At 58.5% G+C, this 13,979-nt stretch carries 10 protein-coding genes and 3 pseudogenes; 3 read left to right on the forward strand and 10 right to left on the reverse strand.

The features are described from left to right. Positions 1–137: 137 nt before the first annotated feature. Positions 138–443 (reverse strand): hypothetical protein, encoded by a 306-nt coding sequence (locus ATY75_RS29155; protein ID WP_004680432.1) that lies wholly within the window; start codon positions 441–443, stop codon positions 138–140. Positions 444–968: 525 nt separating this feature from the next. Next, positions 969–1,940 (reverse strand): hypothetical protein, encoded by a 972-nt coding sequence (locus ATY75_RS29160; RefSeq protein ID WP_004680431.1) that lies wholly within the window; start codon positions 1,938–1,940, stop codon positions 969–971. A gap of 130 nt (positions 1,941–2,070) precedes the next feature. Between ATY75_RS29160 and ATY75_RS35515 the strand changes: the two genes are divergently transcribed. Beyond that, the gene (locus tag ATY75_RS35515) at positions 2,071–2,199 is read left to right on the forward strand and encodes a hypothetical protein (protein WP_010068000.1); all 129 of its coding nucleotides are present in this window, start codon (positions 2,071–2,073) and stop codon (positions 2,197–2,199) included. Between the two features lie 456 nt (positions 2,200–2,655). Here ATY75_RS35515 and tssI read toward each other — a convergent pair whose 3' ends face one another. Then, positions 2,656–4,683, reverse strand: coding sequence for a type VI secretion system tip protein TssI/VgrG (gene tssI / locus ATY75_RS29165; protein ID WP_004680430.1), 2,028 nt, complete (start codon positions 4,681–4,683; stop codon positions 2,656–2,658). Between the two features lie 549 nt (positions 4,684–5,232). Between tssI and ATY75_RS35645 the strand changes: the two are divergent. Then, positions 5,233–5,370, forward strand: a pseudogene (locus tag ATY75_RS35645) (CoA ester lyase); the annotation flags it as partial. 105 nt (positions 5,371–5,475) lie between these two features. Here ATY75_RS35645 and tssG read toward each other — a convergent pair. From tssG to tssA, 7 genes and pseudogenes are all read right to left on the reverse strand, one after another. Continuing rightward, positions 5,476–6,447, reverse strand: a pseudogene (tssG, locus tag ATY75_RS29170) (type VI secretion system baseplate subunit TssG); the annotation flags it as partial. Beyond that, positions 6,411–8,297: a type VI secretion system baseplate subunit TssF gene (gene tssF, locus ATY75_RS29175; protein WP_008536039.1), complete on the reverse strand. Its 1,887-nt coding sequence runs from the start codon at positions 8,295–8,297 to the stop codon at positions 6,411–6,413. The gene tssF and the pseudogene tssG, both read right to left, overlap by 37 nt. Further along, positions 8,297–8,800 (reverse strand): type VI secretion system baseplate subunit TssE, encoded by a 504-nt coding sequence (tssE, locus tag ATY75_RS29180; protein ID WP_004680427.1) that lies wholly within the window; start codon positions 8,798–8,800, stop codon positions 8,297–8,299. Before tssE ends, tssF begins: the two co-directional genes overlap by 1 nt. 86 nt (positions 8,801–8,886) lie before the next feature. Further along, on the reverse strand, positions 8,887–9,420 hold the full coding sequence (locus tag ATY75_RS29185) for a type VI secretion system tube protein Hcp (RefSeq protein ID WP_004680426.1): 534 nt from the start codon (positions 9,418–9,420) through the stop codon (positions 8,887–8,889). Between the two features lie 115 nt (positions 9,421–9,535). Then, positions 9,536–11,023 (reverse strand): type VI secretion system contractile sheath large subunit, encoded by a 1,488-nt coding sequence (tssC, locus tag ATY75_RS29190; protein ID WP_004680425.1) that lies wholly within the window; start codon positions 11,021–11,023, stop codon positions 9,536–9,538. 2 nt (positions 11,024–11,025) lie between these two features. After that, the gene (gene tssB / locus ATY75_RS29195; protein WP_088940159.1) at positions 11,026–11,580 is read right to left on the reverse strand and encodes a type VI secretion system contractile sheath small subunit; all 555 of its coding nucleotides are present in this window, start codon (positions 11,578–11,580) and stop codon (positions 11,026–11,028) included. A 35-nt stretch (positions 11,581–11,615) separates the two neighbouring features. Next, positions 11,616–12,608, reverse strand: coding sequence for a type VI secretion system protein TssA (tssA, locus tag ATY75_RS29200; RefSeq protein ID WP_088940160.1), 993 nt, complete (start codon positions 12,606–12,608; stop codon positions 11,616–11,618). A gap of 126 nt (positions 12,609–12,734) precedes the next feature. Between tssA and ATY75_RS29205 the strand changes: the two are divergent. Next, positions 12,735–13,125, forward strand: a pseudogene (locus tag ATY75_RS29205) (IS3 family transposase); the annotation flags it as partial. Positions 13,126–13,979: the final 854 nt, after the last annotated feature.

The raw sequence follows: 13,979 nt of genomic DNA on the forward strand, positions 1-13,979 counted from the left end.
CACCAGCCTCCTGCTCCTTCAGCACCGCAATAATCTGCTCTTCGGTAAATCTCTGCTTCTTCATTCGTCCGTCCTTTGATGGGCCGGACTCTGATCAATTCTGGAGGAAATTCGCAGTGGCAGGTCAGGGCGAAAGGTTATTCCTTTGCTGCAAAGCCTAGCTCAACGCGGCTGACATCTAAGATCGCCCGAAGGACGTCGATGCCGAATTTGAGGCTTTCCACCTCGACATCCAGCGAGATGCCCTCGGTGACTGTGCCTTTTGCGTTAGCGATTACCACCTCCTCCAGGTCTTCGAACCACTGAGGACTGTTCCCTTTGTGAAGCTTCGATAGTTCCGCAATCGCGACACTAAATGCCGATTGGACCGCGATTAGAGCGGCGCCGAGCTTTCGTTCGTCTACACCCGAGATGCAAACAATGGGGCTGTTTTTCTCATCCATGGGCTGTTCCTCTGCTGGCTCGCCACGAAACCCTATTTCAACTAATAGGCGACAGAGTCGTCGATCGCCGACGAATGCAAATAGGCCCGTAGGCTGGAGTCTCGGGTAGTTAGATCAACGAATACGCGATGCTGGGGGTGGACCATGTGGAAATGGTGGATGCGCTTGAGGCCTGGTGAAATCTGGGTCCAGCTTCCGAACCTTCCAACCGGCGGCAATGCCTCTAGGCCGTAAGCGTCGCACCTCCTGGTACGCGATAGCGGGTAATCCTTTGTACGAACTGGCTCGCATGCAAGGTCGCCCGAAGGACACAAGTGCCGAGCCTGGGCTTTCCGGCCATAGTCTTCAGTGAGACGTCTGTTGCTTCCACAACTCAACACATTCCGGCGAGCGGCATAAACCTGCAAACTCATTGTTTTTGATCCGCACGCGTCATACCTGGCCTGCACCCCACCGCCATGGCTTCGGCAAAAGGCCTTTTACTCAAAACGCAGGGACCTAGTTTGGCCCGTTTGTCAGGCAGCATCACAAAAAGATCTGCGGAAGGCTCGTCCCGCTTTGCGCGCTCAGGTGCGCCCGCAGTCGATCTGGCAGCGGATTGTTATTCAGGTACACTTTGCAATGAGGCGGAAGCTGCGACAGAATGTACGGCAGTGCAGTTCGCCCGTCGCCAAGTCCTCTCAGGTTGTTTCCACGAACGCTAAGCTCCTCCAGCCCCCTCGGCAGGTTAGGGGGCAGGTGGGTCAGTTCATTACTGTCGGTGCTGAGCCACTTTAGGGTGGCCGGGAGGTCCTCGGGTAGGCTAGTCAGTTCATTGTGAGGGACTTCGAGCCTCGTGAGCTTTGCAGGAAGGCGCTCGGGCAGGCGAATTATATTATTGAGTTCGGCGCGGAGATCCGTCAATTCGAGGGGGAGATTCTCCGGCAGGTGCGCGATTTCGTTGCGGGTGACATGAAGCTCCCTGAGCTCAGGCGGCAGGTTATCGGGCAAACTGGTCAGCCGGTTGTGGTTGACGTAGAGATACTTTAGTCCGGAAGGAAGCTCGTTCGGCAATCTGGTCAGCCGGTTGCCGTCGACGTAGAGCGTCTCGAGCATGTCCGGAAGAACCTCAGGCAGCGTGGTCAGCTGGTTGTCGCAGGCAGAGAGCTTTCGCAGACCGGGCGGGAGGTTGTTGGGCAGCCTGCCCAACCGGTTGTCATTGGCGTTGAGCCGCTGGAGGCCGGCCGGTAAGGTGGGGGGCAGTGCCGTTAGGGACAGCGATGTTAAGTTCAGGGGGGCACGAAAATTGCGGGTTTCCGTCCAGGCCTCGATCCGTGCCATTGCCTCGTGCCGGTCCTCGTCCTGCTCCTGCTGCCCGTCTTCCGCCCAGGCCAGTAAAATTTCTTTCAGTGCCGCTTCGCCGGACGAGGAGCCAGTCAAGCCTTCAACCCAGTTAAAGGTGTCTTCACCGCCTTGTTCGGAACTATTGCCAACACCCCCCTGCCTTCTGCCGTACATTGCGTCGTTCCTTAGGTCATTGCGTCACTGCTGATGTTACTTCCGTCGCGACCTTTCCTTCCAATACCAAATTCGTATCCCGTTATGCTTCGGGGGCATGGCCAGCGTCCTCCCTCGAGCTGGACAGCGCATGATTTTTATCGCGACGTTGAACAATCCCACCATTGACATGCTGCGCAAACTGGGCCTGACAGGCATGGCCAGCGCCTATCAGGAACTCGAAACGCAAATAGAAGCGAGACACCTTCGAGCATGGTGAAAGGCTTCGACTGCTGCTCGAGGCGGCCACGCTCCGCCAGAAGCGCTTCGAGGCGAGAGCCCGCCCTGCAAAGCAGCGCTGTAACGCCCAGATCGAGAACGCTGATTTTTGCGCCGCCCGCGCGCTGATCGCAATTTCGTGACGCCGAGTGATAAAGGTATTTCATCCACCAGTTCCAGCTTGGTGGAGACCTAAACCAGACGCATTTGGAGCCGCTTGCGGCCGATTTCGCGTGGCAACTCCATCTAACTGAGGCGCGAGTTCCCGGAACAAACGCTCACGCGCGATAACCTTTCCTCATTTTCGGGCAATCTCGCAGTGTCACGTTGATTTGGTAGGTCAGCTTACGACGCCGAAGCCGTTACGCTTTTTCTCTACGCCTGCAGGGCCCTGCCGACTTAAAGGCAACGACTTCCGGACAGCCGAGGCCCAGAACCAGTTCACCTTGACATCGTGTCACTCGGGCGTAACAGGCGGCAGCCCGAGTGTCGCAATAAGCTTCATTATCGACGGCGTGGGTGGACCCGGTGTCGGCGGCGGCATGGAGACGATGGACCCGAGCCGCGGAGGCGTTGCCATAACGCCAATCATCGTGCCGATAATGGCGATCCCATCGCCGCTGATTTCGATGGCCTGCGGGCCGGTTCTGCCCGATACTACAAGGCGGATCTTGTCGGGTGTTACCTCGACGCGGCTACCTAAGGCCGCTGCGGCAGGGGAGTCGGGCGCGGCGCCGCCCGAGGTCAGGAGGAAGTGTCTCTTGACGTCGATGCTGTAGATATTCCCGACCTCGACGGTATGATTCTTCTGGGCCTTCAAATAGACCTCCTCACGGCCCTGCTTGTCCTCAAAGCGCAGTTCATTGTAGGCATTAGCGGCGCCGCCATCGGTATGCGTCCGGAAGGTCGACCGCGTTTTGTCGGTCGGCAGGGTTTCAGGCGGCAGATTTGAGCCATTGTATACGACGCCGGTCACCAGGGGCGTGTCGGGATTGCCGTGGATGAAATCAACCACGACCTCATGGCCGATCCGTGGGACGACCAGGTTGCCAAAACCCTTACCAGCGAAGTTCTGGGCCACCCGAATCCAGCAGGAGCTGTTCTCGTTCTTTCCGCCTTCTCGGTCCCAGAAGAACTGAACCTTCACACGGCCGTACTTATCCGTCGCGATCGACTCGCCCTCGGGGCCCACGACGACGGCCGTCTGCGGTCCGTGAATCAACCGCGCCGGTGTGCGGCGCCTCGGTCGGTACTGGGTGGTCGCGGGGATAATCTCTACGTTGCTGTGATAGAGGAACCGCTCGCCCTTCCCCCCCACGGTGTCCGCAGTGAGATCGTCCCCCACCTCACCGATGACAGTGAAGTCCTGTCCGACTGCCAGAAAGCGATCGGTGGGTTTCGGGCGGGAACCGACCTGGCCGTAGTAGAAGGGATTTGCCGCCTTGAATAATGACCCGGTCGTTATCTGGCGCGCAGTGCTTTCGATCCGCGCGCGATAAGCGTTGCAGGCGAGTTCCTCGGCACGGATGGTGGCGTAGAAATCGCCATCGCTTTTTTTTGTATACTGGCCTGGATACTCGAAGACCTCCCGCATTGCCGTGCAGCCGCTGCTTGCCGACGAGGTCTCGCCCGTTCTGACCGCCACGCTCTCCCGCGGTCGGGTGATGGCGCTTCCCGTGAGCTTGCATGGCGGAATGCCGCCTGTCCTCACGGGAGGAACACGCGCGACAGACGTCAGTTCTGCCATCGGCTTCTCATGGTCATAGTCCCTGAGAACGACCTTGTTCGGCTGTAGCGATACGACCTCGTCCCAATGCAGGATGACATCTTCTTGGTAAAGACTTCGGGCAGGCCTGAGATTGTGGTGGGTCTCTACGATCTCAGGCGTGCAGGCCATGTGACTCGCGGCGTTGTCGACCAGCACCAGGTCATGTTGGTCCTCAGCATGTTCAAAATAGTAGTAGATGCCGTCCTGCTCCATGAGGCGGCTGACGAAGGCCAGATCCGTTTCATCGTACTGGACGCAATATGGGCGCTGTGGGAACCGTCGGGCGGTCTGATTCTTGAAATTGCCTTTATGTTCTCGAAAAATCGTGGTGATGATCTCGATGCTCGTCTTGTTCTGAAAGACCCGACTGTTAGAGCGATGCTCGAGCAATGAAATCCACGGCCGCACCTGCGCCACGTAGTTGAGGTGCTCGGTATCGTCGAGGCCGAGATATTGGAAGCGCGTAACAACACCGTTGAAGAAGCGCGTTTGCGAGTCCTTGAGCTTAAGGCCGATTGTCAGGTTTTGACCGGGGATCGTAGCAAAGTTCTGAACTGGATTGCGGCTGGCGAGCTTCACCTCGTAGAGGAAAGGTTCCCCCAGCCGCTCGGTGCCACTGAGCCGCCGGAGAGAGATTTCATTCAACTCGGACGCGGCCGAAGTGACCGCAACAAAACGATTGTGCCTTAAGAGACTCTCGATTCTTGACTCGACCATGGTGGTGTGTGTTCCGCAGATTTGATGAGAAGGCGCGGTCGCGCCCGATGGCGTGAGTAGGATGCTGCCGAAGCCATCGGCGAAGATGCCGAAAAGCGTTTATTTCGTGCATCGAAATCGCCGACCGTTGCTCAGCCAAGATGTCTTGCTGGCCCGCATCGTCAGAGCCAAGCGGGGGAGGGCGGGGTGAAGAAAGCGTGTGGGTCTCTTGGAACTCACCCACGCTAAGTCCCACCCAAATCTCGCCATGCGGCCTTGTAACATCGATGAGTTGGCGGATTCCGGCGGTGCTAGCGACGACGTGTCTCCTGGAAGATTCAACCAGGCCCAGGGCGCAGCGCCCGAGCGGACAACCACGGTGGTCGAGTTTCGCCGCGATCGTCGGCTCGATAGGCCTCTCCGCTGCTGAATCCTCAAGGGCGTCAAAATGGCGATAACGTTCCAAAGAGGCGTCACGGCGAATTTTGCAAAGGGCCTTGGCGGTCCCATTGCAGTTTGCGTTGAGCTTACTGAAGAGAGTCGAGCTTCCGATGCTTGTCATAACGGGCCTTCCAAGCCGCCGCCCGCCGTGCCGCCGCACTTGGTATCGAGGTTACGTGGGCCATTCACCCGTTCCAGATCGATCTCGCCAAGGAGATCTTCTCCCCGCCCGAAAAGAAGGTCGAGCGGGCCCGCCGCATCATGGATGTCCGTTTCAGGAGAGTGCCATGCGGCAGCCGGTGGGCCCCGGTCAGTCGGGGTAGTTGTCAAGTCATCGGCGTGCTGGCGCGTTTTCCTCTTGCCCATCCAACTGGACCATCCGAGTCTGCCGCAGCGACCCAACTGCACTTCCGGGACCTGCTCCTGACGGAGAACGAGGTTAATCTCCCAGTCAAGTTCATCTCCAAGGTAGTTGCAGATGATCTCCGCTATCGACTTAAGGCCGGGAGCTGCGGGCAGAAGCGATTCGTAATGAGCCAGGCTGAGGGGACCCACAATGAGTCGGAACCGATGGTGCCACACTCTGACCCTCGCACCTGCAATAGCGTTGCTGTTCAGCGTGCCCGTGGCCGGGTCGCGGCCCAGGAGGCAGAGCGATATGCGGGGCAGATCCACCCACTTTGGGACAAATTCACGGATATCAACCGGCGCCTCGACGAAGCTGGCGAGGATGGCAGCGAGCCCCTCGGCGTTGCGGGTGTGCGAGGCGAGACGGCCGGTGAAGTGGAGTTTGGCCAGATCAGGCATAGCATCCCGCGCGCGCAGGGAGGTCATCCCGAAGCCGGCTAGCGCGCCGAGCTGAAGGGCAAATCGATCTTCTTGTGGCCTGTCATAGCTCACGGTCGGTTCGCCCTCCGCCCATGCGCGGAAGAAGAACGAGGCCATTCGATGATGAAAGGTATCAGCAAATCGGATCAGCGTCTCATCCGCGGCGTTGTGCTGCCGGAGAAGGGCGTACTCCGTCAGATGCAATGGGAGGGGACCGTGGGGTCCAAACAAGCCGAAGGCGTAGGTGGAGATTACGGGGTCGTTCTCCTCGTGCGCAGTCACGCCCGCGATCGATCGAGTCGGAAATGCAAGGGAGGGCTGCTGGGCGATCCGCACGCGATCCAGGCTGGGACCGCTCGATTCTCCCAGCCGAGGCCGATCTGAGCAGATTGCATCGATCCGCCGCAGAGCCTGGAAGAAGTCGCAGGCATGCGGTTCGGCCCTGAGCGAGCTTAGGAAGTCGCCGAGTGCCCCCGAAATCAAAGGATCGCCCGGCGGCCGGCCATCGTCGGCCATCGCATTACCTCCCCGCGCTGTAGCGTCGAGACGACCATCTCGGTGAAGCTGTTGATGGATACGTATTTCGCGAAGAACTGGTTGAGCACGGAGGCGAGCGGAAAGATGCCAACGCCTTCGAAGGCCGCTTCGTCCAGGATGATACCAACCTCAATCCCACGTGCTACGGCGGCTTGTCCACCGCTGGACAATCGCCTGACCGCAGGCCTGGACCGAATCTCCCGGATCCCGTCGATCTGCCGTGAGGCGAAGGCATTGACTGGATCGACGTAGAGGCGGAGGAGTTCACGTAGCGCTTCTGCGCCCCGGTGGTCGTTCCTATCGGAATTGCTGATCGAGAGGTAGTTCAGTGAAAGATGGCTAATTAATCGCCAAGTGATATCGCCATTGGCGAAGGAGTGGCGCGGTCGGCTCGGGGGCGATACGCACCGGGTGGCGGTAACTGGAGCGCCGATTTCCAGGGTGAAGTCTGTCTCGTCCCGGCCGATCGGCAGCAGCAGCGCCAGATCCCGGTTCGAGCACAGGCAGTTTACAGACAAATGCCGGAGTTCCGCCGAATAGGGAGCCGCCTGGCGATCAACTAGAGAAACGAACGTTTCGCTGCCGATGTAGCCAGTCCGCGCGCCATTTAGACGCTGGTGCTCCGACATGAGGCGCTGCTCCCGGCGGATCGCGTAGTATCTGGAATGCTGCTCCTCCTGACCGTGCGCGCTGATGCTATAGAACGGGTAGAACCTCACGGGAGCCGCTTCGTTTTTCGCCCCGTCTCCGCTCATCTCGAGGATCGAGTGGACCTCAAAGTCGAGCGGCCTCATCCTGTCAACAATCACATGATGCTCGGTGTTCTTGTCGCTCACGTGGACGAGATCTGCCTGGCGTTCGAAGAGATTAATCGCCGGCGTTGCGAAGAGAACGATATTTTGGGGCCCGAGCTGTCGTTCCAGCCGTGGCTCGACACGTCTGAGTGCGAAGACGATCTCAAGGGTCTCGGCAGTTGACAGGGCTACTGCGTCTGCCAGCCCGCTAACCTCGACGAACAACGTCCGCTCCGCGAGGGCGAAATACTCCTGTAGGAGACGGTACCCGTCGAAAGAGCGTGGCACCTCGGGCAGGAGAGCACAGCTCGGCTCCAAACCGCGTTGCTGCAGCGCATGAACCGGAATCTTTTCCTGCCAAGGGATAGGCCGGCCGACCGGCCGGGCTATGATATTGCATGCGTCACCGAGAAGCTGTTCGGCGAGTGCGGCGCCGATGCCACCGGGGCCTGTTAGGTGCAGTGTGAGAGCCTCTAGTCCGAGTTTATTGAACGGCATGCCATTGGTGGTACGAAGGCGTAGTCGCAAAGCAGCCTTCGCATCTTGCCGGGCCGGAAGATCCAGTGCGGCGATCTGCCCCGGCGTCGAAAAATAATCGGCAGCGCTCACCACAATTGGCCAGAGATGCACATCATGGGCCGTGCGGAACTCGCAATGTGTGACGGCGCCCGGAGCAAGACGGCCCAAAAGCTTGGTTCCCCGCGGCACGAGGTATCCATTTTCAAGTCGTCCGGCATCCTGGTCGGGCTCGAAACGGACGATCGTCATCGAGGGGAGCGGCGGTAGAAAATGCGGATAGACCATCTCCAGGAGGTGCTGGGTGAATTCCGGAAAGCGAGACTGAAGCTTCAATTGCACCCGCGCCGCCATGAAAGCGAAGCCTTCCAGAAGCCGCTCGACGTAGGGGTCGGCGACCTCCGCTGATTCCATCCCGAGCCGGGCGGCGACCTTCGGGAATGCACGGGCGAACTCGGCCCCCATCTCGCGCATATAAGCAAGTTCGTCGTTGTACAGTCGCAGGAGCCGGGGATCCATCAGCTTATCTCTGTACCGAGATGAACGCGGGCGGATTCGAGCTCGGAATCTACCTCCGTACGCATCACCATTCGCACCGGCAATGGCTGCGCCCACAGATCGGCTTCGATCCTAAAGCGAAAAGTGCCGCAACCCTGACCATCGTCCAGGACCGTGACCTTCAGGGTGTCCGGTAAGAGACGCGGCTCAAAGCGCTGAAGGCTCTCGATTATCGCTTCGCGCAATGCGCTCTTATCCATGCCTTCGCGAATTTGTCCGCTGAGAGGCCAGGCACCATAATTAAGTGCACTGGCCGCTACGTGAGGGTACGCTTGTAGATCTACGGTTGCACCCAATTGATTGGTGTTCAACAACCAGGAAACATCGCGTAGAATCACCTCTTCCAGTTGGCGAACAGAGAAGCTGCGCTTGTCCTGCGCTTCACACGAGCTGCGCGGCTCATCGTCCGTAAGCCGGTCCAGGAGGGATGGTTGCACGAGATCCCGCTTAACATCTCTGCCCATGTTACAATCTCCAGGTGCAATGGCGACGAGTCGATCTGTCGTTTTCGCGCGCAGCCCCGAATATTCCCGGGTTGCCGATGGCCCCATCAGCCGACGAGCCTATTGAAGTCGGTGCTGTTCGCGATTTGGTTCCAGATGCCCTCGCCAGCTTTGGTAAGAGCGCCTTTTTCATCCTGCCTGTAATAAATGACCTTGCAGGCGCCGAACCGGAATGTGATCGTCTCCTCGGGGGCCTCTTCCGCATAGGACCACTCGACCTTCTCGACTACCAGCATGTTGAAACTCCAGTGCAAGAACAGGTTCGATTCTGATGTAGCTTGTCCGCTCCCCGTCGCTTTGAAAAGTTTCAGTTCGACGCTATTGAAGTGGGCGCCGCGACCACAGGCAACGTACAGAGAGGGCGATGACGTATCCACCTGCTTCTTGATAGTGAAGACCTCGAATTCGGCCTTGCCCGCGCCCGCCCCGGCGGTATGAGGCCCAATGTTCAGCTTGTTTTCGAGTGAAAAGCTCCATTCGTCCGCTAGGGTGATACCGTCCTTTAGAATGATAGATTCGCCCTTGGGCAAAATGCCGTCCTTGGACGCTTGCGTGAATTTTATAACCGCGTCGAACGCCATGATGGACTTTCCTTTTCTCGTTGATCTGATTGGGCCTGGATTGCATCGGCCAGCCCGGGGCAGTTATTCCGGAGTTTTGGCGCCGAGAACGGAGCACAATCATCTGCGGGTTTTCTCAGTCCTTGCGGGCGGATGGCAGGCGCGAGACAAGTCTCAAAGAGATGGTTAGGCCTTCGAGCTGGTAGTGTGGCCGCATGTAAAATCTCGCAACGTAATATCCGGGATTATCTTCGACCTCTTCCACCTTGACCTCGGCTGAGGAGAGCGGCTGCTGTGCCTTACTCTCTTCGCTCCCAAGCTCGGGCGAGGGGTGGACATAGCCCTGAATCCATTGGTTGAGCCACTCCTCGACCTCGTGGCGCTCCTTGAACGTGCCAATCTTGTCCCGGACCATACACTTCAAATAATGTGCGAAGCGGCAGGTTGCGAAGATGTAGGGTAGCCGGGCACTGAGTTCGGCGTTCGCTGACGCGTCGGGGTCTTCGTATTTGACCGGCTTGTTAATAGTTTGAGCGCCAATAAATACGCCGAGGTCCGTGTTTTTGCGGTGCAACAGCGGTAGAAGACCGTTTTTGGACAGTTCGGCCTCACGGCGGTCGCTGATCGCGATCTCAGTGGGGCATTTTAGGTCGACGCCACCGTCGTCGCTGCGGAAGGTATGTACCGGCAGACCCTCGACCAGGCCGCCGGATTCGACGCCACGAATTCTGGAGAGCCAGCCATAGAGCTTGAACGAGCGCGTGATATTTACGCCCATGGCGTAGGCTGCGTTCGTCCAAAGGTATTTCTCGCTGTCGCCGCCGTCTGTGTCCTCCTCGAAGGCGAATTCATCGACCGGGTTGGTTTTGGCCCCGTAGGGCAGCCGGCCAAGGGTGCGTGGTAAGGTCAGGGCCACGTACCGAGAGTTCTCGCTCTCGCGGAACGCCCGCCAAGGGGCATGTTCGGGCGTGAGGAAGATTTTTGTGATGTCACGCGGGTTCGCAAGCTCACGCCAAGAATCCATCTGCAGCAGATGTGGTGAGACGGCAGATATAAGCGGTGAGTGGCTCGCCGCCGCGATCTGCGCCAGTCCCGAAAGCAACTCTACGTCCGGTGGGGTATGGTCGAAATAGTAGTCGGCAATCAGGCAGCCATAGGGTTCACCGCCGATTTGGCCGTATTCGTCTTCGTAAATTTTTTTGAATAGCGGACTCTGATCCCAGGTGACACCCTTATATTTCCGCAGAGTTCGGGACATCTCCACCTTTGAAACTGGGAGAACGCGAATCTTCAACGTTTCATCGGTTTCGGTGTTGATGGCAAGGTGATGCAAGCCCCGCCAAGCTGATTCCACGCGCTGGAAATTTTCGTGATGGAGGATCTCGTTGAGTTGTGCAGAAAGCTTCTGGTCGATCGAAGCAATCATTGCTTGGATAGTCGTGACGACATCGTCGCTGATTAGCGACGTGTTTTGAAGTGCCTGCTCGGCCAGTGTTCGGACGGCACTCTCCACCAAGTCACGGGAGTGGTCCGAGCGGATCTTGAACTCGAATCGAAGCATGCGGGTGAAATCGCCGAGATCAACGGTGGCGACCTGTACATCTGTGGCATCTGCAGGCATCATGATCAGTTCTCCTCTGTGTCTGGGGATGCCAATGGCGGAGCGGCAACCAATGCATCAGGCTTCTCAGTCTCGATGCCATTGCCGAGGGCGCTTAGCAGTGCCGAATCCGCGAGGAAGTGGGTGAGCAACTCTTCGGCACCGTTCTTACCGTCCATATAGGCCAGCAGATTGGAGAGCTCCGTTCGCGCCTCGAGCAGCCTGCTAAGGCTGTCGACCTTGCGCGCCACGGCCGCCGGCGAGAAATCTTCGAGCCGCTCGAACGTCAAGTCGACAGCGAGTTGGCCTTCTCCGGTCAATAGGTTCGGCACCCGCATCACCACCCTGGGCCTCAGCGATCTGAGCCGATCATCGAAATTGTCGATATCGATCTCCATCATCTTGCGCTCCGCGACAGGGGCAAGCGGCTCGGCAGCATTGCCGGCGAGGTCGGACATCACGCCGACCACGAAGGGAAGCTGAACCTTCTTCTGAGAGCCATAGGTCTCGACGTCGTATTCGATCTGTACGCGAGGCGGACGAACCCGCGCGATGAACTTTTGACTACTCGCCTTTGTCATGTGTTCCACTCTCCTGATAGGGAAGATTGCGCACGTCACGTGCCCTCGCCGACCGCCAGACCGGCAATCGAACGGTATTGGGCAACCCCTTCTGGCGCCAACTCTTTGATAAGAGCCATGAAGTCCTTCGAGACAAGTCGCTGCGCGCGCTCCAGGAGGGCTGGCAGCGGGCTCGCGGGCTCATTCACCTGGTACCAGTGGCAAATGCGGCCAAGAATTTCGACAACGTCATCGCGGTTGCGGATCACTTCGGGGTAAGAGGCCTTGCTAGAGTCTGGCAATGGAGATGCCGGGGCTGCAGGCTGGGCCCTTTTCCGATGGGCGTCGACCAGATCCTTGGCCTGGGTGAGTAGCACTATCAGAGGGTCGAATCGAACGGCCTCGTCACTCGCGACGTGCTGCCGAACACTCGCGTCTAGATGGGTGGCGGCTGCCAGGCTGGCGTGGAGACCAGTGCTGATCTGCTCGAGCTGCAGTGGATCGGTGTCGATGAAGGCGTGCTCGATGGTCGAACGATCAATTTCCGTAGATTGGGACCGTAGCGCACCAGCCCAATCGCGGAGCGTAAAAGTCCCGAATTGCCTGGAGGAGGTGAGTGGGACTTGGCGTATTTCTGCCAAGAGCCCGGAGAGATCGCAGAGGCTCGCTAGAGCGTTGAGGCGAACAGTCTGATCTTCGTCATCTTCTGGATCCGGTCGCGGATGTAGCTCTGACCAGTAGAGCTCGACATAGGCCGCGAGCAGCTCAAGCCCCCGACTTAGACCCGAGAAGCCGAACTGACTGAGGGCGGATCGTGTGAGCAAGATTCCGACTCTTAGATCCTTAGTGCGGGCAGAAAGGTCGAGGCCAAGCCGCCACACCTCTGTCCAATCGGGAGCCTCCTCGGTGGCGATGGAGTCGCCTATCTGCTGGTGCGGCTTGCCATGCGACGCTATCTCCAGCTCCAGGAAGCTCAAATCGTAATCGAGAGCATCCCCGCATGCGCTGCCGTCGCTGATCGGTTTTAATAGATGATCTGCATCGAGCATGACCCAAATCCCAGTTTTCCCGACATAAAAGATCGTCGCGCCTCTGTTTCTCAATGTTTAGCAATGAGCAGACGCGATTGCTCATGCACAATCGACATTCGTATATGTCGTGAATGCTTGGGGCGTGAATGCCGCCGCTTCGGATCTTGACGCAGCTATGTGCTGCTCAGGCGCGAGGGACACCTTGTGAACAACAAGAAGCTCTTCCGGGTCCATCGGGAGGAGAAGCTCACGATGCGCAAGCGCCGTGGCCGGAAACGAGCGAAAGGCAAGCGTTGGTGTTGATCCCGCTGGCTGCCAATGATCGTTGGCGCGGGTTCAGGCTTCTGATGGTCGTGAGGAAAGCCGGACTCTCGTCGCCGATACTTCGCTCTCCGGCCTGCGGTCGCCTGTGGACTGGATCGGGTTATCGAGGAGCGTGGCAAGCCAAGCACTCTGGCCTCGGCTAACTAACCCTGCAGAGTTCGCCCAGATCGGCAACCCGCGACGTGATGCAGTGCTGCGCAGCCGGAATGGTCTCCGCACCTAAACCCGCCGATGCCGCCGCAGATGCGCAACCCACCGCTGGAGCGAACCCCAAACTGGATAAACTTGACGGTACAAGCTCAGCCAGATTGAATTGACATCGTCGGGCAGTCGTTGCAAAGGGCAACCTGCGGAGTACCGTTGCAAACGTGAGCCTGAAGGCCTCCAACTACGAAGTCTTCGCGCGGCCGCCTCCGCGCCAGTTGCTGCATAAGGTGGATGGCGTCCTCGGCGATCGCTCTTGGGGGGGGCGGCGCGCGGACCCTCATCGAACGAGCGGCCAGCCGGCGGTCCATCGCGCGTGCAGCGACCCGGCGTCAGTGGTAGAACGGCTCGAGCACTTCAACGGCATTATATCTCCTGCGCTCCGCCGGACCGCCGCACGAGGCATATAGGGCGACAATCTGGATGAGATCCGTATTGACCGCATGTAACGATGCTCCCCGAGATTCGGACGTTGCCTCATTCATTTTGCTCCCAGTTGGAGCGAAGGAGTGGGGTGCGGAGATGGCGAGGTTTCGCAGCGGCCGGCCTCCTTCGTGAGCGCCATTGCCGTTTTCGACGGAAGTCGAAGGTTAATAACCATCGTCGCGGTATTTACTTTTGACAATGGGTGTGATGCGGCTTTGCGTGATCTTCTAAAAAGAATCGAGTCCCGCCGCCAATCCCCCGTTCTATCGCGCACCTACCGCATCCCAACGTGACTGTCGACCCTGCTTCCATTAGAGTCTGTCAGGGTTATTCTGAACCATACCCTGCATGTCTGAGGTAGTTGGAGCACTCCTGGGGACTGAACGCCTTCAAGAGTTCTCCAATGCGTCTCCATGTAGTTTCAACGGTTCGTTC

Source organism: Rhizobium sp. N122, assembly GCF_002211295.1.
In the GTDB taxonomy this organism is placed as follows: domain Bacteria; phylum Pseudomonadota; class Alphaproteobacteria; order Rhizobiales; family Rhizobiaceae; genus Rhizobium.